The sequence below is a fragment of the Kitasatospora sp. NPDC004669 genome, assembly GCF_040609455.1.
Lineage (GTDB): Bacteria > Actinomycetota > Actinomycetes > Streptomycetales > Streptomycetaceae > Kitasatospora.
In genome coordinates this window covers 43,438-63,716 of the sequence record NZ_JBEXKB010000048.1, presented here as the reverse complement: position 1 = coordinate 63,716, position 20,279 = coordinate 43,438, and the positions used below count along the sequence as shown (strand labels likewise).

At 72.0% G+C, this 20,279-nt stretch carries 18 protein-coding genes and 2 pseudogenes; 5 read left to right on the top strand and 15 right to left on the bottom strand.

The window, feature by feature from the left end; all coding sequences use genetic code 11:
- Window positions 1-29: 29 nt before the first annotated feature.
- The 4 genes from ABZW30_RS31975 (at window position 30) to ABZW30_RS31960 (ending at window position 4,057) form a co-directional block, all read left to right on the top strand.
- Window positions 30-503, top strand: coding sequence for an Lrp/AsnC family transcriptional regulator (locus ABZW30_RS31975; protein WP_030243538.1), 474 nt, complete (start codon window positions 30-32; stop codon window positions 501-503).
- Window positions 500-1,894 (top strand): aspartate aminotransferase family protein, encoded by a 1,395-nt coding sequence (locus ABZW30_RS31970; protein WP_355674703.1) that lies wholly within the window; start codon window positions 500-502, stop codon window positions 1,892-1,894. The genes ABZW30_RS31975 and ABZW30_RS31970 overlap by 4 nt, the downstream gene beginning before the upstream one ends.
- Window positions 1,895-2,122: 228 nt before the next feature.
- Window positions 2,123-2,878, top strand: coding sequence for an ATP-binding cassette domain-containing protein (locus tag ABZW30_RS31965; protein ID WP_355674702.1), 756 nt, complete (start codon window positions 2,123-2,125; stop codon window positions 2,876-2,878).
- A 27-nt stretch (window positions 2,879-2,905) separates the two neighbouring features.
- Window positions 2,906-4,057, top strand: coding sequence for a hypothetical protein (locus tag ABZW30_RS31960; RefSeq protein ID WP_355674701.1), 1,152 nt, complete (start codon window positions 2,906-2,908; stop codon window positions 4,055-4,057).
- 3 nt (window positions 4,058-4,060) lie between these two features.
- Here the strand turns inward: ABZW30_RS31960 and rlmN are convergent, their stop codons facing one another.
- From rlmN to rpsB, 6 genes are all read right to left on the bottom strand, one after another.
- Complete coding sequence (gene rlmN / locus ABZW30_RS31955) at window positions 4,061-5,161, bottom strand: 23S rRNA (adenine(2503)-C(2))-methyltransferase RlmN (RefSeq protein WP_355674700.1); 1,101 nt, start codon at window positions 5,159-5,161, stop codon at window positions 4,061-4,063.
- A gap of 74 nt (window positions 5,162-5,235) precedes the next feature.
- A complete protein-coding gene (locus ABZW30_RS31950) occupies window positions 5,236-6,312 on the bottom strand; it encodes a phosphatidate cytidylyltransferase (protein WP_355674712.1) in 1,077 nt (358 codons plus the stop codon).
- Window positions 6,313-6,812: 500 nt separating this feature from the next.
- Entirely contained in the window at window positions 6,813-7,370 is a 558-nt protein-coding gene (gene frr, locus ABZW30_RS31945) for a ribosome recycling factor (RefSeq protein WP_355254729.1), read from the bottom strand.
- Window positions 7,371-7,466: 96 nt separating this feature from the next.
- Window positions 7,467-8,231 (bottom strand): UMP kinase, encoded by a 765-nt coding sequence (pyrH, locus tag ABZW30_RS31940; RefSeq protein ID WP_030056790.1) that lies wholly within the window; start codon window positions 8,229-8,231, stop codon window positions 7,467-7,469.
- A gap of 261 nt (window positions 8,232-8,492) precedes the next feature.
- Entirely contained in the window at window positions 8,493-9,332 is an 840-nt protein-coding gene (tsf, locus tag ABZW30_RS31935; RefSeq protein WP_355674699.1) for a translation elongation factor Ts, read from the bottom strand.
- A gap of 129 nt (window positions 9,333-9,461) precedes the next feature.
- On the bottom strand, window positions 9,462-10,307 hold the full coding sequence (gene rpsB / locus ABZW30_RS31930; protein WP_355674698.1) for a 30S ribosomal protein S2: 846 nt from the start codon (window positions 10,305-10,307) through the stop codon (window positions 9,462-9,464).
- Window positions 10,308-10,890: 583 nt separating this feature from the next.
- Between rpsB and ABZW30_RS31925 the strand changes: the two are divergent.
- A pseudogene (locus ABZW30_RS31925) lies at window positions 10,891-11,391 on the top strand (peptidoglycan DD-metalloendopeptidase family protein); the annotation flags it as partial.
- 147 nt (window positions 11,392-11,538) lie between these two features.
- Here the strand turns inward: ABZW30_RS31925 and ABZW30_RS31920 are convergent.
- From ABZW30_RS31920 to lepB (ABZW30_RS31880), 9 genes and pseudogenes are all read right to left on the bottom strand, one after another.
- On the bottom strand, window positions 11,539-12,132 hold the full coding sequence (locus ABZW30_RS31920) for a helix-turn-helix domain-containing protein (protein ID WP_355674711.1): 594 nt from the start codon (window positions 12,130-12,132) through the stop codon (window positions 11,539-11,541).
- Window positions 12,133-12,244: 112 nt separating this feature from the next.
- Window positions 12,245-13,021 (bottom strand): annotated as a pseudogene (whiG, locus tag ABZW30_RS31915) (RNA polymerase sigma factor WhiG); the annotation flags it as partial.
- Between the two features lie 613 nt (window positions 13,022-13,634).
- Complete coding sequence (gene dprA / locus ABZW30_RS31910; RefSeq protein WP_355674697.1) at window positions 13,635-14,840, bottom strand: DNA-processing protein DprA; 1,206 nt, start codon at window positions 14,838-14,840, stop codon at window positions 13,635-13,637.
- The gene (locus ABZW30_RS31905; RefSeq protein ID WP_355674696.1) at window positions 14,837-16,546 is read right to left on the bottom strand and encodes a YifB family Mg chelatase-like AAA ATPase; all 1,710 of its coding nucleotides are present in this window, start codon (window positions 16,544-16,546) and stop codon (window positions 14,837-14,839) included. The genes dprA and ABZW30_RS31905 overlap by 4 nt, the downstream gene beginning before the upstream one ends.
- 1 nt (window position 16,547) lies before the next feature.
- Window positions 16,548-17,051 carry a YraN family protein gene (locus tag ABZW30_RS31900; RefSeq protein ID WP_355674695.1) on the bottom strand — a complete coding sequence of 168 codons (504 nt, stop codon included), beginning with the start codon at window positions 17,049-17,051 and terminating at the stop codon, window positions 16,548-16,550.
- Between the two features lie 168 nt (window positions 17,052-17,219).
- A complete protein-coding gene (locus tag ABZW30_RS31895; protein ID WP_030056781.1) occupies window positions 17,220-17,546 on the bottom strand; it encodes a DUF2469 domain-containing protein in 327 nt (108 codons plus the stop codon).
- A 55-nt stretch (window positions 17,547-17,601) separates the two neighbouring features.
- Window positions 17,602-18,075 carry an NUDIX domain-containing protein gene (locus ABZW30_RS31890; protein ID WP_355674694.1) on the bottom strand — a complete coding sequence of 158 codons (474 nt, stop codon included), beginning with the start codon at window positions 18,073-18,075 and terminating at the stop codon, window positions 17,602-17,604.
- Between the two features lie 112 nt (window positions 18,076-18,187).
- Window positions 18,188-18,946 (bottom strand): signal peptidase I, encoded by a 759-nt coding sequence (gene lepB / locus ABZW30_RS31885; RefSeq protein WP_355674693.1) that lies wholly within the window; start codon window positions 18,944-18,946, stop codon window positions 18,188-18,190.
- A gap of 145 nt (window positions 18,947-19,091) precedes the next feature.
- Window positions 19,092-20,099 (bottom strand): signal peptidase I, encoded by a 1,008-nt coding sequence (lepB, locus tag ABZW30_RS31880; RefSeq protein ID WP_355674692.1) that lies wholly within the window; start codon window positions 20,097-20,099, stop codon window positions 19,092-19,094.
- Window positions 20,100-20,279 lie beyond the last annotated feature (180 nt).

Genomic DNA, 20,279 nt, shown 5'->3' with positions numbered 1-20,279 from the left:
ACAGGGGAGCGATCAGGCACAGTGGCCGCGTGGCCAACCGCGACCGGAACGCGAGCGTTCCCCTCGACGCCGCCTCCAAGGCGATCATCGAGCAGCTCCAGGAGGACGGGCGCCGCCCGTACGCCGCCATCGGCAAGGCCGTCGGCCTGTCCGAGGCGGCCGTACGACAGCGCGTCCAGAAGCTGCTCGACCAGGGCGTGATGCAGATCGTCGCCGTCACGGACCCGCTCACCGTCGGCTTCACCCGCCAGGCGATGGTCGGCATCCGGGTCGAGGGCGACATCGAGCCCGTCGCCGACGCGCTGGCCGCCCTCGACGAGGTCGACTACGTCGTCTGCACCGCAGGCTCGTTCGACCTCCTGGCCGAACTGGTCTGCGAGGACGACGAGCACCTGCTCGAACTGATCAACAAGCGCATCCGCGCGCTTCCCGGCGTGCGGAGCACCGAGAGCTTCGTTTACCTGAAGCTCCGGAAACAGACCTACACCTGGGGCACCCGATGACAGCCGACCCGGCGCAGAAGGACCTTTCCAAGACCGCCTACGACCACCTGTGGATGCACTTCACCCGCATGTCGTCGTACGAGAACTCCCCCGTGCCGACCATCGTCAAGGGCGAGGGCACGTACATCTGGGACGACAAGGGCCGGAAGTACATCGACGGCCTGGCCGGCCTGTTCGTCGTGCAGGCCGGTCACGGCCGCACCGAGCTCGCCGAGGTCGCCGCCAAGCAGGCCAAGGAACTCGCGTTCTTCCCGATCTGGAGCTACGCGCACCCCAAGGCCGTCGAGCTGGCCGAGCGCCTGGCCAACTACGCCCCGGGCGACCTGAACAAGGTCTTCTTCTCCACCGGTGGCGGCGAGGCCGTCGAGACCGCCTGGAAGCTCGCCAAGCAGTACTTCAAGCTGATCGGCAAGCCGACCAAGTACAAGGTCATCTCCCGCGCCATCGCCTACCACGGCACCCCGCAGGGCGCGCTGTCCATCACCGGCCTGCCGGGCCTCAAGGCCCCGTTCGAGCCGCTGGTGCCGGGCACCCACAAGGCCCCGAACACCAACATCTACCGCGCCCCGCACTACCTCGAGGGCCCCGACGGCACCGTCGACCCCGAGGCGTACGGCCGCTGGTGCGCCGACCAGGTCGAGGAGGCCATCCTCTTCGAGGGCCCCGAGACCGTCGCCGCCGTCTTCGTCGAGCCGGTGCAGAACGCCGGCGGCTGCTTCCCGCCGCCGCCCGGGTACTTCCAGCGCCTGCGCGAGATCTGCGACCGCCACGAGGTGCTGCTGGTCTCGGACGAGGTCATCTGCGCCTTCGGCCGCCTCGGCACCATGTTCGGCGCCGACAAGTTCGGCTACGTGCCGGACATGATCACCTGCGCCAAGGGCATGACCTCGGGCTACTCCCCGATCGGCGCCACGATCATCTCGGACCGCATCGCCGAGCCGTTCTACAAGGGCGACAACACCTTCCTGCACGGCTACACCTTCGCCGGCCACCCGGTCTCCTCGGCCGTGGCGCTCGCCAACCTCGACATCTTCGAGCGCGAGGGCCTGAACCAGCACGTGCTCGACAACGAGTCGCGCTTCCTGGGCACCCTCAGCAAGCTGCGCGACCTGCCGATCGTCGGCGACGTCCGCGGCAACGGCTACTTCTACGGCATCGAGCTCGTGAAGGACAAGGTCACCAAGGAGACCTTCAACGACGAGGAGACCGAGCGCGTGCTCTACGGCTTCCTCTCGAAGGCCCTCTTCGACAACGGCCTGTACTGCCGCGCCGACGACCGTGGCGACCCGGTCGTCCAGCTGGCCCCGCCGCTGATCTCCGACCAGTCGACCTTCGACGAGATCGAGCAGATCCTGCGGACCAGCCTCACCGACGCGTGGGCGAAGCTCTGATCCCCTGAGCCCCCTTCCCCACCCTCCGCCGAAGGGCGGCCCCGCTCCCCGCGGGGCCGCCCTTCGGCGTCCCCGCCCGGCGGCCCGGCAACATCACAGTCGTACGACCAAACATGCCTGAATGCGGGTGATTTGCCCGTGATGGACCAGTGCGCCGCAACCGCGACCGGTCCCGGTCGTTCTAATCTGACGACTGTCATATCCCTGCGGCACCCAGGATGGAACCTCATGTCAGCGGCACCGCCTGACAACGACGTGCTGTGGGCCCGAGGGATCGTCAAGTCCCTTTACGGCACGCCCGCCCTGCGCGGCATCTCGATCGGCGTCCGCGAGGGCGAGGTGCTCGCCATCACCGGCCCGCGCGGCTCCGGCAAGAGCACCCTGCTCGGCTGCCTCTCCGCCCAGCTCACGGTCGACAATGGCGAGGTCTGGTTCAACAGCTCCCCCGTGCACACCCTCGGCCGGTCCGGCCGCGAACGGCTGCGCCGCGACCGCTTCGGCTTCGTCGGCTCCGAACCGCACCTGGTCCCCGAACTGACCGCCCGCGAGAACGTCGCCCTGCCGCTGCTGCTCGCCGGGGCCGGCAACAAGGCCGCCTACACCGCCGCCGACGAGTGGCTGGAGCGCCTCGACGTCGGCGAGATCGGCCGACAGCGCCCCGACCGGCTGGTCCAGAGCCAGCGCCAGCGGATCGCCGTGGCCCGCGCCCTCGCCCCGCTGCCGCCCGTCGTCTTCGCCGACGACCCCACCGCCCCGCTGCACCGTGAGGCCACCGACCAGGTCCTGCGGATACTGACCAGCGCGGCCCGCTCGCACCAACTCACCCTCGTCCTGGCCACCCACGATCCCGAGCTCGTCCGGTTCGCGGACCGTGCCGTCGCCCTCGTCGACGGACGGCTCACCGCCCCCGCCGCCCCCGTCCCGCGCGGCACCGCCACCCCGGGGACGACCAGTGCGTCCGCCGTCACGGCCACCCGCCGCTGACGACGCCCAGCCGCTGAAAGAGTCGACGTGTTCTACCTCCGTCTGGCCCGGAGCTACCGGGTGCCCGACCTCGGCCGCTGGCTGCTCACCGCACTGGTCGCCGGCGTCGTCGCCGCCTTCCTGCTGCGTTCCCTCGGCCGGGCGCTGAGCGACCCGCTCGGCGGCACCGACGCACTGGTCCGGCTGCTCTGGTGCCTGCCCCCGCTCGCCGCCGTCGCCTGGTTCGCGGCCGTCACCGCCCGTTCGGTGCCCGCCCGGCGGCCCGAGCGGATCGCCGGCCTCACCGCCGCCGGCGCCGGCTCCCGCACGATCCGCACGCTGATCGCCGGTGAGGTCGCGCTCGCCTGCACCCTCGGCAGCGTGCTCACCCTGCTGCTCTTCCTGGTGCTGCGCAACGACATCGCCGGGCCCTCGCTCGCCCCCGACCTCGGCATGGGCGTGCCGCTGCCGGCCGCCGCGCCGGTCACCCTGCTCGCCCTGGTCCCGCTCACCGCCGGCGTCGCCGCCGCCTGCGCGGTGCCCGCCGCCGACACCCTGCCCGGCCGCCGCACCCACGTCCGGACCGACTTCGGCGTCTGGCGGATCGCCCTGCCGATCGGGCTGGTGGTGATCGGCGCCGCGCTCGAACTCATCGCACTGCGTCCCGACGCCGCCGCCGACGGACGCCCGATCCACTTGCCCGCCGGGCTCGGCACCACCAGCACCGCCGCCCTCGGCGGCTGGGCCGCCAGCGCGCTCGGCCTCGCGCTGCTCACCGGCCCGCTGCTCGCCTGGACCGGGCGGCTGCTCGCGATCGGTCGGCCCACCCCGCTGCGACTGCTGGCCGGACGCGGCCTCACTGCCCAGGCCCGGCGGCTCGGGCCGCCGCTGGCCGTCCTCACCCTCACCGTCGCGCTGGTGCTCACCACCATCCGCTACTGGATCGGCACACCCGACAGCGCCGACGCGCTGCCCGCCGTCGAGGCCTGCCTGGTGCTCGGCTGTGCGGCCGCCGCGGTGGTCTCCCGGCTGGCCGAGGTCCGCACCGACCGCAGCGAGGTCACCGACGCACTGCTGCGCCTCGGCGCCTCGCCCCGGCTGCTGTTCGGCGCGGTCGCGCTGCGCACCCTCGCGGTCGGCACCGCACTGCTGCTGACCGGAGGGGCGACCGCCGCACTGGCGGCCGCCGGACTGCGCTGACTCCTAGCCGGCCGCGGCCAGCTGGCCGCAGGCGCCGTCGATCTCCTGGCCACGGGTGTCGCGCACGGTCGTCGGCACGCCGTGCGACTGGAGCCGACGGACGAACTCGCGCTCGTCCTCCGGCCGGGAGGCCGTCCACTTGGAACCCGGGGTCGGGTTCAGCGGGATCAGGTTGACGTGCACCCGGTGGTTCTTGATCAGCCGGCCGAGCAGGTCCGCGCGCCAGGCCTGGTCGTTGATGTCCTTGATCAGCGCGTACTCGATGGAGACCCGGCGACCGGACTTCTCCGCGTAGTTCCAGGCCGCGTCCAGCACCTCGGCGACCTTCCACCGGGTGTTCACCGGGACCAGCTCGTCGCGCAGCTCGTCGTCCGGGGCGTGCAGCGACAGCGCCAGACGGCAGCTGAGGCCCTCGTCGGCCAGCCGGTTCATCGCCGGGACGAGGCCGACGGTGGAGACCGTGATGCCGCGCTGGGACAGCCCGAAGCCGTCCGGGGCCGGGTCGGTCAGCCGGCGGATCGCGGCCAGCACCCGGTTGTAGTTGGCCAGTGGCTCGCCCATGCCCATGAAGACCACGTTGGACAGCCGCGCCTCGCCGCCCGGGATCTCGCCTGCCTTGAGCCCACGCATCCCGGCGGCGATCTGCTCGACGATCTCGGCGGTGGACAGGTTGCGGGTCAGCCCGGCCTGGCCGGTGGCGCAGAACGGGCAGTTCATGCCGCAGCCGGCCTGCGAGCTGATGCACATGGTGACCCGGTCCGGGTAGCGCATCAGCACCGACTCGACGAGGGTGCCGTCGAACAGCTTCCACAGCGTCTTGCGGGTGGCGTCGTCGTCGCAGGAGACGTGCCGCACCACCGACATCAGCTCGGGCAGCAGGCTCTCGGTGAGCTTCTCCCGGCTGGCGGCAGGGATGTCCGTCCAGCTCGCCGGGTCGTTCGACATCCGGCCGAAGTAGTGGTTGGAGAGCTGCTTGGCGCGGAACGGCTGCTCGCCCAGCTCGGCGACGGCCTCCTTGCGCTCGGCGGGGCTCAGGTCGGCGAGGTGTCGCGGGGGCTTGGCGCCGCGCGGCGCGACAAAGGTGAGTTCTCCGGGCTTAGGCATGGTTGTTCCAGTGTCGCAGACGCGCGAGGGCCCCGGACGCCAGGCGTCCGGGGCCCTCGCGGTGAGATCTCGCGCTAGCTGCCGACGAAGGCGGCCAGCAGCAGCCAGACCACCGGGGCGGTCGGCAGGAGCGAGTCCAGCCGGTCCATGATGCCGCCGTGGCCGGGCAGCAGAGTGCCCATGTCCTTGATCCCGAGGTCGCGCTTGATCATCGACTCGCCAAGGTCGCCCAGGGTCGCGGTGACCGCCGCGCAGCCGCCCAGGATCAGGCCCTGCCACCAGCTGCCGTCGTCGATGATCAGCTGCATCAGCAGGGCGCCCGCCAGCATCGACAGGCCGATGCCGCCGGCCAGGCCCTCGCGGGTCTTGCCGGGGCTGATCGTCGGGGCCAGCTTGGTCTTGCCGAACTTGTAGCCCACGGCGTAGGCCCCGGTGTCGCTGCAGATCGTGACGATCAGGAAGAGCACGATCCGCTGGGGGCCGTCGTCGGCCGCCAGCATCATCGCCACGAAGGTGGCCAGGAACGGCACGTAGAAGGCGGTGAACACACCCGCCGTTATGTCCCGCAGGTAGTCCTCCGGCGGTGCGGCCATCCGCCAGACCATCACCGCCAGCCCGGTCAGCGCGAGCGAGGCCGCGGCCCACTGGATCCCGGCCCAGTAGCCGGTGGCGACCATGGCGACCCCGCCCACCAACAGTGGGATCAGCGGCACCTTGATCTGCTTGCGCTCGGCGAGCCGGGTCGTCAGCTCCCAGCTGCCGACCGCGACCGCGGCCATCACGACGACCAGGAACAGCGCCTTGACCACGAACAGCGAGGCGACGATCACCGCGCCGAGACCCACCCCCACACCTATGGCGGCCTGGAGGTTACGGCCACCGCGCTGCTTGCGCGACTCCGGCTGCGGGGCGGGCTGGGCGGCCACGGGTGTCTCCTGCCCTGGGTGGGACGACGGCACGAAGTGGGGCTGCCCGACCACCTGGTGGCTCTGCGGCGGCACGGGATGCACCGGAGCCCCCGGGTACGGCTGGGCGCCGGGACCGGGGGCGGGGGTGACGTCGTCGGATATCGCGCGCAGCACGACCGTCTCCGTCACACCCGGCGGCGCCGTCTCGGGCTGCTCGTCCCGGAACAGCGGGCCGCCGGTCAGCCGGCCGGCCTCCCGGGCCGGGCCGGAGCCGGGCTCGGCCGGCTGACCGGGGGTCGCCTGCCCGTACGGCGCCGACGGGCCCTGAGCGGGGCCGTGGTCGGGCACGCCGGAGTGCGGGCCGGGATCGGCCGGTACGGGAGGCATGATCTGAGTCTCCTCCGCGTCGCCGCCCCAGTACACCGGAGGCTGCTGCGGGTGATCCGAACGGAGGCCGTGGTCACCCGGGACAGCGGCCGGCGCACCCTGGTGGGCGGCCCGGCCGCCCGGGTGGCCGGGGTGTCCCTGGGCGGGATGCCCCGGGCCGACGTGCCCCGGAACGGCGTGCCCCGGAACCGCGTGCCCCGGGACGGACTGGCCCTGGACCGGCGCCGGGTGCTCGCCGTACCCCGGCGTCGGCTGGGCCGACGGCCGGGGTGCCTGCGGCTGCGGCGCCGGGCGGTAGGGCTGGAACTGCTGGTCGGACGGGCCCCAGTAGCCAGGGGCGTCAGGGGCGTCGTTCATCAGACCTCGAGCAGCTCGGCTTCCTTGTGCTTCAGCAGCTCGTCGACCTGGGCCACGTACTTGGCCGTGGTGTCGTCGAGCTCCTTCTCGGCGCGGCGGCCGTCGTCCTCGCCGACCTCGCCGTCCTTCACCAGCTTGTCGATGGCGTCCTTGGCCTTGCGGCGCACCGAACGGATCGAAACCTTGGCGTCCTCGCCCTTGGTGCGGGCGATCTTGATGAACTCCCGGCGGCGCTCCTCGGTGAGCTCGGGCAGCACCACTCGGATGATGGAGCCGTCGTTCGACGGGTTGACGCCCAGGTCGGAGTCGCGGATGGCCTGCTCGATGGCCTTCAGCGCGGTCTTGTCGAACGGCGAGACGACCGCCATCCGGGGTTCCGGCACCGAGAACGAGGCCAGCTGGTTGATGGGAGTCACGGCGCCGTAGTACTCGGCGACGATCTTGGCGAACATCGCCGGGTGGGCACGGCCGGTGCGGATGGCCGCGAGGTCGTCCTTGGCGACGGAAACGGCCTTCTCCATCTTCTCCTCGGCCTCGAGGAGGGTCTCTTCGATCACTGTGGTCTCCCTGTCCGGTTCATCTGCTGTTGTCCCGACCGGTGTCGGCGTCGGGGCCGGTCGCGGCGGACGCCGTCCCGTACGGCTGGTTGCTGCTCAGGCCCGGACGGAATCCTGGCTGATGAGTGTGCCGATCTTCTCACTCTTCACCGCGCGCGCGATATTGCCCTCCGCCAGCAGTTCGAAGACCAGCATCGGGAGGTTGTTGTCCTTGCACAGCGTGATCGCGGTGAGGTCGGCGACCTTCAGGTCACGCGCGATGACCTCGGAGTACTCCAGCGCGTCGAACTTCACCGCGTCCGGGTTGGTCCGCGGGTCGGAGTCGTAGACGCCGTCCACGCCGTTCTTGCCCATCAGCAGGACGTCGGCGTGGATCTCCAGGGCGCGCTGGACGGCCGTGGTGTCGGTGGAGAAGTACGGCATGCCCATACCGGCACCGAAGATCACCACACGGCCCTTCTCCAGGTGCCGGACGGCCCGCAGCGGCAGGTACGGCTCGGCGACCTGGCCCATGGTGATCGCGGTCTGGACCCGGGTCTCGATGCCTTCCTTGACCAGGAAGTCCTGCAGCGCGAGGCAGTTCATGACGGTGCCGAGCATGCCCATGTAGTCCGAGCGGGCCCGGTCCATGCCACGGACCTGCAGCTCGGCACCCCGGAAGAAGTTGCCGCCACCGATGACCACCGCGACCTCGGTACCGGCGCGGACGACCGTGGCGATCTCCCGGGCGATCGCGTGCACGACGTCCGGGTCGACGCCGAGCCCGCCGCCACCGGCGAAGGCTTCACCGGACAGCTTCAGCAGCACCCGGCGGCGCGAGCCCGCCTTGGGGTCCTGCGCGGTCTCCTGCGTCTCCTGCATGGACTTCTCCTTTTTGCACCTGCTGGCTCACAGGCCTGGGTGTGCGGATACCCGGCCTGCGTGTACACGCGAGGAGGCCACTGCCGCGGGAACCGGTTCGGTGTCCTGCACGGCAATGGCCTCCTCGTCGTTCATGGTGCCGAAGCGGCCCGCCCATGGACGGTTGGCGCTGGGTGAGCCCGTTCGGCGTTCCGCCCGCCCTGGTCAGCGGGCGGGGGCGGTTCCCAGCCTAAAGGGGCCGGGGACCAGGTGGAACGTGGCTCAGGCGCCGACGCGGAAGCGGGCGAAGCGCTTGAGGGCGACGCCGTTCTCCTCGAGGACCTTGGCGACGGTCTTCTTGTTGTCCTTGGCGAAGGCCTGCTCCAGGACGGAGTTCTCCTTCACGAAGCCGGTGACGCGGCCCTCGACGATCTTCGGCAGGGCGGCCTCCGGCTTGCCCTCCTCGCGAGCGGTGGCCTCGGCGACGCGGCGCTCGTTCTCGAGGTCCTCGGCCGGGATGTCCTCGCGGGACAGGAACTTCGGCGCGAAGGCGGCGATGTGCTGCGCGACGTCCTTGGCGACCTCGGCGTTCTCCTTGTCCAGCTCGACCAGGACACCGACGGTCGGCGGCAGGTCGGGGCTGGTCTTGTGCAGGTAGACCGCGACGTAGCCGTCACCGTCGAACTGGGCGAAGCGACGGAAGACGATCTTCTCGCCCAGGCTCGCGTTGGCCTCGTCCACGAACTGCTGGACGGTCTTGCCGGCCTCGATCTCGGAAGCCAGGGCGGCGTCCAGGTCGGCCGGGGTGGTCTTGGCGACGTGGGCGGCGATCGCGTCGGCGACCTCGACGAACTTCTCGCCCTTGGCGACGAAGTCGGTCTCGCAGTTCAGCTCGACGAGGACGCCGGACTTCTTGTCCTCGGCGATCAGCGCGGCGACGGCGCCGTTGGAGGCGTCACGGCCCTCGCGCTTGGCAACGCCCTTCTGGCCCTTGATGCGCAGGAACTCGACGGCCTTCTCGACGTTGCCCTCGGCCTCGTCCAGGGCCTTCTTGCAGTCCATCATGCCGGCGCCGGTGAGCTCACGGAGCTTCTTGACGTCCGCGGCGGTGAAGTTCGCCATGGTGTGAATCTCTTCTCGCGTCTCGCGTGTCTGCGTGGGGTGGCGCCGGGACCGGTGGTTCGGTCCCGGCGCGGGAGAGAGGGGCACCTGCCGGCTTCGCACCGGCGGGTACCCCTCACCCTTGGTACGTCAGGCCTGCTCGGCCGGAGCCTCGGCGGCGGCCGGAGCCTCGGCGGCGGCGGGGGCCTCCTCGGCCTTCTTCTCGCCCTCGATGAGGTCCTTCTCCCAGTCGGCCAGCGGCTGGTCGGCGCCCGGCTCGGCCTTGGTGTCGCCCTTGGCGACACCGGCGCGGGCCTTCAGACCCTCGGCGACGGCGTCGGCGATCACGCGGGTCAGCAGGGTGACGGAGCGGATCGCGTCGTCGTTGCCCGGGATCTTGTAGTCGACCTCGTCCGGGTCACAGTTGGTGTCGAGGATGGCGACGACCGGGATGTTGAGCTTCCGGGCCTCGCCGACCGCGATGTGCTCCTTCTTGGTGTCCACGATCCAGACAGCGCTGGGAACGCGCTGCATGTCGCGGATACCGCCGAGGGTCTTCTCCAGCTTGTCGTGCTCGCGCTGGAGGACCAGGAGCTCCTTCTTGGTGAGGCCGGAGCCGGCCACGTCCGAGAAGTCCAGCTCGCCGAGCTCCTTCAGGCGCTGCAGGCGCTTGTAGACGGTCGAGAAGTTGGTCAGCATGCCGCCGAGCCAGCGCTGGTTCACGTAGGGCATGCCCACGCGGGTGGCCTGCTCGGCGATGGCCTCCTGGGCCTGCTTCTTCGTGCCGACGAAGAGGACGCTGCCGCCGTGGGCAACGGTCTCCTTGATGAACTCGAAGGCGCGGTCGATGTAGTTCAGCGACTGCAGGAGGTCGATGATGTAGATGCCGTTGCGCTCGGTGATGATGAAGCGCTTCATCTTCGGGTTCCAGCGGCGGGTCTGGTGACCGAAGTGGACGCCGCTCTCCAGCAGCTCCCGCATCGTGACGACGGCCATTGCCGTGCTCCTCAGGTGTTACGGCCCGGCTGTGGCGTTCCCGTGGGGTTTTCCCGTCGGGTGACCGCCTACGGCCGGGTCAGTCTCGGTTGTCCGTGGCGGCCAGGTGACAGCCACGCCTGACGCCCCGAACGTGCCGAGCCGCTCCACCCGCTCGGTCCGGGGACCGGTCGGGCTCGGCGGACCGAGCGGCACTCGCACCTGGCGGGGCTGCGGATGAACCGCGTCCGACCACCGGTGGCGGGGCGTGCGAAGTCGACCCGGCGGACCGGGTCGCGTGTGAAGTGTACGGGAAGCGCCGAGGGGCGAGCGACTTCACGAGCGGCGGAGGGCCTGCGGAGGGCCTTGGAGAAGTCCGGGAAACGGCTGCGACGGGCGGGCCCGCGGCGGCGGGAGGGCGGTGCGCACCGGATGCGCGTCGGCCGGGTGCCTGCCCACGATCCGGTGCCGGTATACCGCTTGTACACCGGATGGCGGCGTCCGTACACCCGCCGGAGGGACACCGGTCGGGGGCGGAGGCGGTTTGTCCACAGGAATCCGGAAGTGGGTGGTGTGAGGCCGGGGGCACGGCGAGCCTCGGAGCATGACTGGGCTCAGTGGGGTTCGAGGGGTGTTCGCCGCCTTCGCCGGGGTGGTGCTGGTGGTGACGACGGTGCTCGGGTTGTCCGGTGGCGCGGGGGCCGCGGCCGGCGCGACCGGGGACGGGCCCGAACGGGGTGCGGCGGCGCGGGCCTGGCCGGTGGGCGGGCCCGGTGGGGTGCTCCGACGGTTCGAACCGTCGGCGAAACCCTGGGCGGCCGGGCACCGGGGAGTGGACCTCGCCGCCGCGCCCGGGGCGGAGGTACGGGCGGCGGCCGCCGGGGTGGTCGTGTTCTCCGGCCTGGTGGCTGGGCGGCCGGTGGTGACCGTCGCCCACCCGGGCTCGGGGGCTCCCCCGCTCCGGACCACCTACCTGCCGGTCACCGGGACCGTCCCGGTCGGCACCCAGGTGACCGCCGGGCAGGTGGTCGGGCAGCTCGCCCCGGACGGACGACACTGCGGCGCGCGGGACTGCCTGCACTGGGGGCTGCTGCGCGGCGGCCGGTACCTCGATCCGCTGGCCCTGCTCGGCGCCGGCACGGCACGGCTACTGCCACTGGGCGGCGCGGGGCGGGTGGACGCCACGGGGTCGGTGGGCGGCACGGGGTCGAGCGGCCCTATCACGGGCGGTGGCCCTGTCACGGACGGCGGCTCAGGCGCGGGCGAGGCCGTGCAGCGCCAGGGCGACGGCGGCGTCGGCGATCGCCTCGGGGGTTTCGGGGGTCTCGGCCGGGCAGCCCGCGCGTTCGCCGGAGGCCGGCTGCTCGGCCCGGCGGACGGCTGCCTCCACGATCCCCTGCAGCAACGCCGCGGCGAGTCGGGGCTGCTCATGCCCGAGCTCCTCCAGCGCCTGGACGACCAGGCCGACGAGACGACCGTGCGCCGCCCGGATGCGCTCCCGCGCGGCCTCGTCGAGTTCCAGCGCGGAGATCGCCACGACCGCCCGGTGCCTCGGGTCGATGGCCAGCGCCAGCTGGCCCCGGACATACGCCTCGACCCGCTCGGCGGCGGTGTCGCAGCTCTCCATCCCGGCCTCGATCTCGGCCGCCCAGAGCGGGAAGTCCGCCTCGCAGAGTGCCTCGACCACGGCGGCGCGGGAGCGGAAGTACTCGTAGACCGAGGAACGCGCCAGTCCGGTGCGCGCCGCGAGCCCGGGGAAGGTCAGGGCCTCCATGCCGCCCTCGGTGAGCAGATTGCGGGCAGCGTCGAGGAGGGCTGCCCGCTGCAGCTGGCGATGCTCGGCCACCGTGGCCGCTCGGATCTTCGGCACGCACCCACTGTACGGAGCCGTACCCGCGACCGGTACGGCGCCGCGCATTCGGACGAGGTACCGGCCCGCCGGGCGGATCCGGTACGCGCTAACGGATGTCCGAGAGCTTGGCGCGAAGCTGGAGGACGGACTTGGTGTGGATCTGGCTCACCCGGCTCTCCGTCACCCCCAGTACCTGTCCGATCTCGGCGAGGGTGAGTCCCTCGTAGTAGTAGAGCGTCACCACGGTCTTCTCCCGCTCGGGGAGGGTGTTGACCGCCTGAGCCAGCAGTCTGCGCAGCTCGCGGTCCTCGGCCACCTCGACCGGGTCGTCCGCGCCGTGGTCCTCCAGGGTGTCCATCAGGCTCAGCCGGTCGCCGCCCTCACCCACCGGGTGCAGCAATTCGTCCAGGGCCACCACGTTGGCGAGCGACAGCTGGCTGAAGATCGCGTGCAGGTCCTCGATCGCGATGCCCATCTCGGCCGCGACCTCGGGCTCGTGCGGCGTCCGGCGCAGCCGGGCCTCCAGCGTCGCGTACGTCCGTTCGACGGCCTTCGCCTTCTGCCGCACCGAACGGGGGATCCAGTCCAGGGCGCGCAGTTCGTCGATGATCGCGCCGCGGATACGACTGATCGCGTAGGTCTCGAACTTGATGGCGCGGTCGATGTCGAACTTCTCGATCGCGTCGATCAGCCCGAAGACCCCGGAGGAGACGAAGTCGGCCTGCTCGACGTTGGAGGGCAGGCCGACCCCGACCCGGCCCGCGACGTACTTGACGAGCGGTGAGTAGTGCAGGATCAGCTGCTCGCGCAGCCGCTGATCGCCGGTCCCCTTGTAGGAGCGCCAGAGCTCTTCGAGCGCGTTGCGCCCCGGGGCGCCGGGCGGTGAGGTAACGCCGGGCGGTGAGGTAACGCCGGGCGGTGAGGTAACGCCGGGCGGTGAGGTAACGCCGGGTGGGGGGGTAGCGGCCGGTAGGGAGGTGCCGTCCGGGGTGGGGGCGCTGCCGGGCGGGCGAGGCGCGTGGTCGACGGTCGCGCCACCGGGCGCGCCCGCCCCACCGGCCGCCCCGCTGTCGTGGGTCGGCTCGGTACCGCGGGTCGCGTCCGCGGGTTGACCGGGCACCACCGTCGGCCGGCCGCCCTGGCGCGACAGGCCTCCCATCGTCCCCGCCGGCTTGGACGGGAACTCATTCGCAGGTCGCCGCTCGGTCCGCGGCCCTCCCGAGGACCGAGCGCCACCGGTCACTCTGTGTCCGGGAATGTGTGTGGGCATACGTTGGTCTGCGCCGTTCTGCCGAGTCATGTGCTGATAGGGAAGGCAGGTGGAGCGTAGCGTGACCAACTCACTGCAAAGCGCTACCGCCACCCGGTCGTCCCTCGATCCGGTGGCGTCCACTCACCGGATCCGGCCATACGAGCGGAAGAACCGGATCAGCAGGTCAGCCGGGCCGTCCCGGCGCGCCCTCCCCGGGCGCACTCGTGTTCCCCCCTTCTCATGGTCACCTCCTTCTCCGCACCATGCGCCAGTGCGCACCGTGCCGCTCCACATAGCCGAGCGAGACCAATTCGTAGAGCCGCTGCAGGACTTCATCGGGCGAGAGACCGGACTGACGGGCCAGTCGCTCGACCGGGGCGCCCTCCGCCGCGGCCGGGACGGCCTCCAGTACCCGGGCCACCGCCGGCTCCAGTAGGTCCCGGGGCAGTACCGGCCCGCTGCGCTGCGGCGCCAGGTCGTCCCCGATCGCCCCGATCAGCTCGGTGATCTCGGCCGCGTCGGTCACCAGCGTGGCGCTGCCGCTGCGAATCAAGGCGTGCACCCCGGCGGAGAGCTCCGAGGTGACCGGGCCGGCGACGCCCATGGTGTGGCGGTTGAGGTCCCGCGCCCGTCTGGCCGTGCTCAGGGCTCCGCTGCGCATGGCCGCCTCGACCACCACGGTGCCCCGGGTGAGCGCCGCGATGACCCGGTTGCGGAGCACGAAGCGGAAGCGGTTCGGGTGCTCCCCGGGCGGGAGTTCGCTGACCAGCAGCCCCTGAACGCCGATCCGCCGGATCAGTTCGGCATTCCCCTTCGGGTAGGCGACGTCGACCCCGCAGGCGAGCACACCGACGGTCATCCCGCCGACGGCGAGCGCCCCTCGGTGGGCGGCCGCGTCGATCCCGTAGGCGGCACCGGAGACCACCACCCAGCCGCGCTCGGCCAGTTGGGCCGACAACTCCCCGGCGACATGAGCGCCGTAGGCCGTGCAGGCCCGGGAGCCCACCATCGCCACCGAGCGCAGGGCGAGCAACCGGAGTGAAGCGGTGCCGGTGGTCCACAGCCCGATCGGGCGTCCGTCACCCAGGTCGTCCAGTTGGCTGGGCCATTCCGTGTCCCCCGGAATGATGAAGCGTCCACCGACTGCTCGTACCCGTTTCAGGTCGTCCGCCGGGTCGAGACCCGGGAACCGCGCCTGGTAGGCGGCGAGCCGGGCGGCGTCCAGCCCGGGGTGCTCGGGGACGGTCCCCGCCCGGATCGCCCGGACCACCTCCACGGCGGGGAGTTGTCTGAGCCAGCGTCCGACCACCGCGTCACCCGGTTCGCTGAGCCGGTTCAGCAGGACGCGGGCGAGGCGCTCCGGATCGGGTGCGGCCGCGGTGGCGGGCTCGGCTGCGGTGTTGGGCCCAGCCGTTCGCGGTGTTTGAGGGTTCCTCAACAGCCGGCTCATGCCGCGTCCTCCTCGCTCGCCGGGGGTTGTTCCCGCACCGGCGGCCAGTCGTCGTCCGGGCCGCTGCGACGCTGGGCCGGGATGCCCCCGAGCTGGCCGAAGGGACGATTGTTCAGCGGCAACCCCTGCTCCACCCCGGTGCGCATGACCAGGGCGGTGCGCACGTCCCGCTGGTCCGGCCGGTCGCGGCCGGCCAGATCGGCGACCGTCCAGGCGACCCGGAGCACCCGGTCCAGGCCGCGGGCGGTCAGCAGTCCGCGCTCCAGCTGGCGCGCGGCGTCGTTGAGTGCGCCGGACGCGAGCTGCCAGCGGGTGCGCAGTTCATGGCCCGGCACCTCCGCGTTGGTCCGCCAGGGGGTGTGCTCCAGCCGGGCCGCCGCCCGCTCCCGCGCGGCCAGCACCCGGGCCGCGACGGTCTCGGTGCTCTCCGCCGTGGCGTCCCGCTCCATCAGCTCGACCCTGGTCACCGGGGCGACCTGGACCTGGAGGTCGACCCGGTCCAACAGCGGCCCGGAGAGCCGCCCCTGGTACCGGCTGACCATCGCGGGCGTGCACTCGCAGCCCTCGCCCCGCCGTGAGTACCGGCCGCACGGGCAGGGGTTGGCGGCCAGGCAGAGCAGGAACCGGGCCGGGAGCCGGAGGGACCCGGCCGAGCGGGCGATCACCACCTCGCCCGACTCCAGCGGCTGCCGCAGCGCGTCGAGCACCCGCACCGGGAACTCCGGCGCCTCGTCGAGGAAGAGCACCCCACGGTGGGCCAGCGAGACCGCACCCGGTCTCGGCAGTCCGCTGCCGCCGCCGACGATCGCGGGCATCGTGGTGGAGTGGTGCGGGGCGCAGTAGGGCGCGGTGTCGATCAGCGGGCGCCCGGCCGGGAGCAGGCCCGCCACCGAGTGGACGGCGGTGACCTCCAGCGCCTCCTTCTGGGTCAGCGGCGGAAGCAGCGAGGGCAGCCGCTCGGCCAGCATCGTCTTGCCCGCGCCCGGTGGGCCCTTCAAGTAGAGGTGGTGTCCTCCGGCGGCGGCGATCTCCAGCGCCCGCCGGGCCTCGTACTGTCCGGCCACGTCGGCCATGTCGAGCCGGAGCGCCCGGTCGTCGGGCAGGCCCCGCACGCCGGCGCTGGGCAGCATCAGGCCCGCCATCAGCGGATCCGGCCGGCCGCCGATCGGGTCGGGCGGCTCCTCCGGCGCCGTCGCCCCGGTCAGGATGGCGACCAGTTGGCGCAGGCTGCGCACGCCGATCACCGTCACCCCGGGGACGAGCGAGGCCTCGGGCACGGTCTGCTCGGCGACCACGACCCGCACGTACCCGGCGTCGGCGGCGGCCAGCACCGACGGCAGCACCCCGCGGACCGGCCGCACCCCGCCGTCCAGCCCCAGTTCCCCGATGAGCAGCAGGTCGGCGATGGAGGACGGGTCGAGCCGCTCGGCCGCGGCCAGCACGGCACAGGCCACCGCAAGGTCGAAGCCGCTGCCGCTCTTGGGCACCGAGGCGGGGCTGAGGCCGACGGTCAGCTTGCGCTGCGGCCAGGCTTCCCCGCTGTTGCAGACCGCGGCGCGGACGCGGTCGCGGGCCTCGGTGAGTGCCTTGTCGGGCAGGCCGACCAGGGTGAACGCGGCCACCCCGGGCTCCAGATCGGCCTGGACTTCGACGATCACTCCGTCGACCCCGACCAGCGCGACGGAACAGGTCCGGGCGAAGGCCATGTCAGACCACCCCCCGCAGGTGGTCGACCAGGGCCGCACCCCGCGCCCGGTTGACCACTGCCACCAGGTCGATCCGCACCCCACCCGGAGGAGCGGGCGGCCATTGCGGATCGGCCGGCCCGGGGTCGTACCCGGGCCCGGCGAGCCGGACGAAGTGGCCGGGCCAGCGTTCGGCCATCCAGCGCTCGGCCAGGCGTTGCAGTCGGGCGGCCTTGGCCCGGTCGATGGCCTCGCTGGGTTGTTGGAAGCCCCGCTCGGAGCGGGTCTTCACCTCGCAGACCGCGACGGTGTCGCCGTCGAGGGCGACGATGTCCAGCTCGCCCTCGGCACAGCGCCAGTTGCGGTCCAGGATGCGGAGCCCGGCCTCCGTGAGGCGGCGGGCGGCGACCCGCTCGCCGTAGCGGCCGAGCCCGTTCCTGGTGCCGCGGTCCGGGCGCTTCCCGGTGTCCGCCCCGGCTGCGGCCGTGTTCGGTACGGCCTGGTCCTGCACGATGGTGTTCTGCATGGTGACCACCTCCGCCGAGGAGGCTGCACCACCGTGCGCGACGAAGCCGGGAAATTCCGGTTCCCTGTGGATAACCCGGACCTGTGGATAACTTTTGTCACCCGCAGGGGTGAGAAGCCCCCGTCGCGCGAAATTCGGCTGGACAACGCGGGACGGAGTCGTCCAACGTCAGTTCCCGAAGCCGGACTCGTCCGAGGGAAGCTCCAGGTCGCTCTTCGCGAGTTCCTCGATGTTCACGTCCTTGAAGGTCAGCACCCGGACCTTGCGGACGAACCGGGCCGGCCGGTACATGTCCCAGACCCACGCATCCGCCATCGACACCTCGAAGAACACCTCGCCCTGGACCGAGTGCACCTGCAGCTCGTAGTCATTGGTGAGGTAGAACCGTCGCTCGGTCTCGATCACGTACTTGAACAGGCCGACGACGTCCCGGTACTCCCGGTAGAGCTTGAGCTCCATCTCGGTCTCGTACTTCTCGAGATCTTCGGCACTCATCCAGGCGTCCCCTCAACTTGTCACGTCCATCCATTGTGGACCACCGCACCCACGCTCAGAGCCGTACCGGATCGACCGGCGGGCCCTCTGCCAGCAGCCGCCCGAGGAAGTCCGCCAGCCCGGCCGGATAGACCGTCTCGGCGGTCCCCCGCAGTTCCTCGACCGTCCACCAGCGCGCCGCGAGCAGCTGGGCGTGTTCCTCCTCGCCCATGCCCGAGTGGTCCAGACCCGTCTCCGTGGTCCGGGCCAAGTGGAACCACTGCTCCTGCTCGTAGCGCTGTCCCTGAAAGGAGAACGACACCGTGCCGTACGCCACCAAGGGCCCCAGGTCCACACCCCGCAAGCCGGTCTCCTCCGCGAGCTCCCGCTCGGCGGCCTCGCGCACGTCCTCCCCCGGCTCCAAGCCGCCCCCGGGCGTGAACCACCACGTCTCCCCGGGCACGGTCGGATCGGCGCCCAGGAAAAGGAGGATGCGGTCCAGCCCGTCCAGCAGCAGGATCCGCGCCGCCCTGCGACGCTGTGCTGTCATGGCAGCGCTCCACGCTCCTTCCGTACGCATCGGTGGCGCTACCGATCCTGCCACCCGACGCGTCCGTCCGGGGCGATGTTCCGCAGAGCGGCCCGGTCGGCGACGGCCACGCTCAGGAGCTGCGCCCCCGGCGAAGCCGGCGGGCCAAGCCCGCCACCCCGCCCACCGCCGAGGTCACGACGATCAGCGCCGCGCCCGCGACGCTGGCGTAGGCGGCCGGCTCCAGCGGCCCGGGCTCGCCGGCCTTCGGGCCCGCGAAGGAGTCGAAGGCCGTGGTGCGGTCGAGCACGCCCATCCGGCCGAAGGGCTGAAGGGTGGCCTCGACCCTGGCCTCGACCGCGGCGGCCGGGACGGTCCCGCCGTCCACCTGCAGGTGGGTGCGGGAGTCGAGCGAGCCGAGCCGGTTGTCGCCGAGCAGGAACAGCCGCCCCTGCGGCACCGTCACGCTGAACGACTCGCCCTGGCGGCCCTGGGTCGCGAGGTACGGCTCGTCCACCGGCTGCCCGTTCACCGTCAGCCGCTGGTCACTGCCGGTGGTGGCGACGGTGTCCCCGCCGACCGCGACCACCCGCTTGACCATGAGCTCCCCGCCCCATGCCTGGTCGCGGAAGACCACCACGTCGCCCCGACCGATGTCGCCGCCGCCGACCTTGCGGGCGAGCACGGTGTCCCCGGCCTGGAGCGTCGGGTGCATCGAGGCGGTGGGGATCTTGTACGGCCGGTAGTCGACCGCGATGAGGGCGAAGCCGCCGATCATCAGCACCAGCCCGAGCGCGAGCGCGATGCCCTGCAATACCGCGGCGGGCCCGCGACGGGATCGGGCGGGGGGCACGGCCGGTCGGTCGGCCGACTGTTCCACGACACTGCTCATCGACACCGTCCACCTCTGGCCGACCGGAGAACACCACTGGCACGCCGGTGGCTCGAGCGCAAACGCCGACGGGCCGTGGCACGTCCGAGCAGATTACTCGTCGGTACCGCGGCCCGCACAAGAGCTGGGGAAGACCCGGTGGAGCTCAGGACTCCTTCCGGCGGTCCGCCCGGGCCCGCGCCCGGCGCACCAGCGGAAGCAGGGCGACGGCACCCACCGCACCGGCCACAGGAGGCTCCATCGGCAAGGCCCCCGTCAGACCCTCCTGGTCGAAGGTGTCCGGCACCGGCAGCGTGGACCAGTGGGAGACCGGCCAGGCCACCACGAAGGCACGCCCGATGACGTTGTCCACCGGCACGGCTCCGCCACCCGGCTGGTCCATGTGGAAGCGGGAGTCCAGCGAGTCGGCGCGATGGTCGCCCATCACCCAGATGCGGCCGTCCGGCACCTTCAGCGGGCCGAAGGGCTGCGTCCCGCAGGGGGTGTTGCCCGGGTAGATGTACGGCTCGTCGAGCGCGACGCCGTTGACCTTGACCGGCCCGTCGCCCTTGCACTCGACGGTGTCCCCGCCGACCGCGATGACCCGCTTGATCAGGTCCTTCTCGTTGGCGGAGGGCATCAGGCCGACGAAACTGAGCACGTCCTGGACACCGCGGACGAAGGAGTTGCCGCTCTGCTGGGTCGGCTCGTCGTTCAGCCAGCCGCCCGGGTCGTGGAACACCACGACCTCACCGCGCTCGGGCTCGGCCCCGAACCAAGGGGTCAGCTTGTCCACCAGGACGCGGTCGCCGACCTGCAGCGTGTTCTGCATCGACTCCGACGGAATGGAGAACGCCTGGACGAAGAAGGTCTTGATCACCAGCGCGAGGATCAGCGCGATGCCGATCAGGATCGGCAGCTCCTTCAGGAAGGAGCGCTGCTTGTGCGGCTTGGCCGGAGCCTCCGACTCCGACTCGTCCGCCGGCTCGCTCCCCGACCGCGGGGGCTCCGAGGAGCCCTCCGCCCCGGTGCCGTGCTCATCGGCGGTCTGGGCGGTCGCGTCATCGACCGCGGCCGAAGGCATCGAGGAATCGGCGGACCGGGTCACCCGGCCGCCGCCCGAGCCCTCGGGGTCCCCGGCGCCCGAGCGGGCGCCGATCACCAAATCCCCCACAACGTCTCCTCCCTGCTGTGCGGACGCCCGCGCGCCCGCGCTCAGAGTGCCGCACAGCGGGCACCACGCTCGCCGCGACCATGAACGCATCAGGGCTGCCCACAACGGGCTCCCCTGACACCAACACGGCCTCGACGCACAGCCGGGACCACTCCCGGCCGCACCTGCACTTCTCTATCA

Coding starts and splice junctions, on each gene's coding strand:
- ABZW30_RS31970 (WP_355674703.1), top strand. CDS start 500: ATGACAGCCGACCCGGCGCAGAAGGACCTTTCCAAGACCGCCTACGAC.
- ABZW30_RS31895 (WP_030056781.1), bottom strand. CDS start 17,546: ATGAGTGCCGAAGATCTCGAGAAGTACGAGACCGAGATGGAGCTCAAG.
- pyrH (WP_030056790.1), bottom strand. CDS start 8,231: ATGCAGGAGACGCAGGAGACCGCGCAGGACCCCAAGGCGGGCTCGCGC.
- ABZW30_RS31890 (WP_355674694.1), bottom strand. CDS start 18,075: ATGACAGCACAGCGTCGCAGGGCGGCGCGGATCCTGCTGCTGGACGGG.
- lepB (WP_355674693.1), bottom strand. CDS start 18,946: ATGAGCAGTGTCGTGGAACAGTCGGCCGACCGACCGGCCGTGCCCCCC.
- rpsB (WP_355674698.1), bottom strand. CDS start 10,307: ATGGCCGTCGTCACGATGCGGGAGCTGCTGGAGAGCGGCGTCCACTTC.
- tsf (WP_355674699.1), bottom strand. CDS start 9,332: ATGGCGAACTTCACCGCCGCGGACGTCAAGAAGCTCCGTGAGCTCACC.
- ABZW30_RS31965 (WP_355674702.1), top strand. CDS start 2,123: ATGTCAGCGGCACCGCCTGACAACGACGTGCTGTGGGCCCGAGGGATC.
- ABZW30_RS31905 (WP_355674696.1), bottom strand. CDS start 16,546: ATGGCCTTCGCCCGGACCTGTTCCGTCGCGCTGGTCGGGGTCGACGGA.
- rlmN (WP_355674700.1), bottom strand. CDS start 5,161: ATGCCTAAGCCCGGAGAACTCACCTTTGTCGCGCCGCGCGGCGCCAAG.
- ABZW30_RS31900 (WP_355674695.1), bottom strand. CDS start 17,051: ATGCAGAACACCATCGTGCAGGACCAGGCCGTACCGAACACGGCCGCA.
- dprA (WP_355674697.1), bottom strand. CDS start 14,840: ATGAGCCGGCTGTTGAGGAACCCTCAAACACCGCGAACGGCTGGGCCC.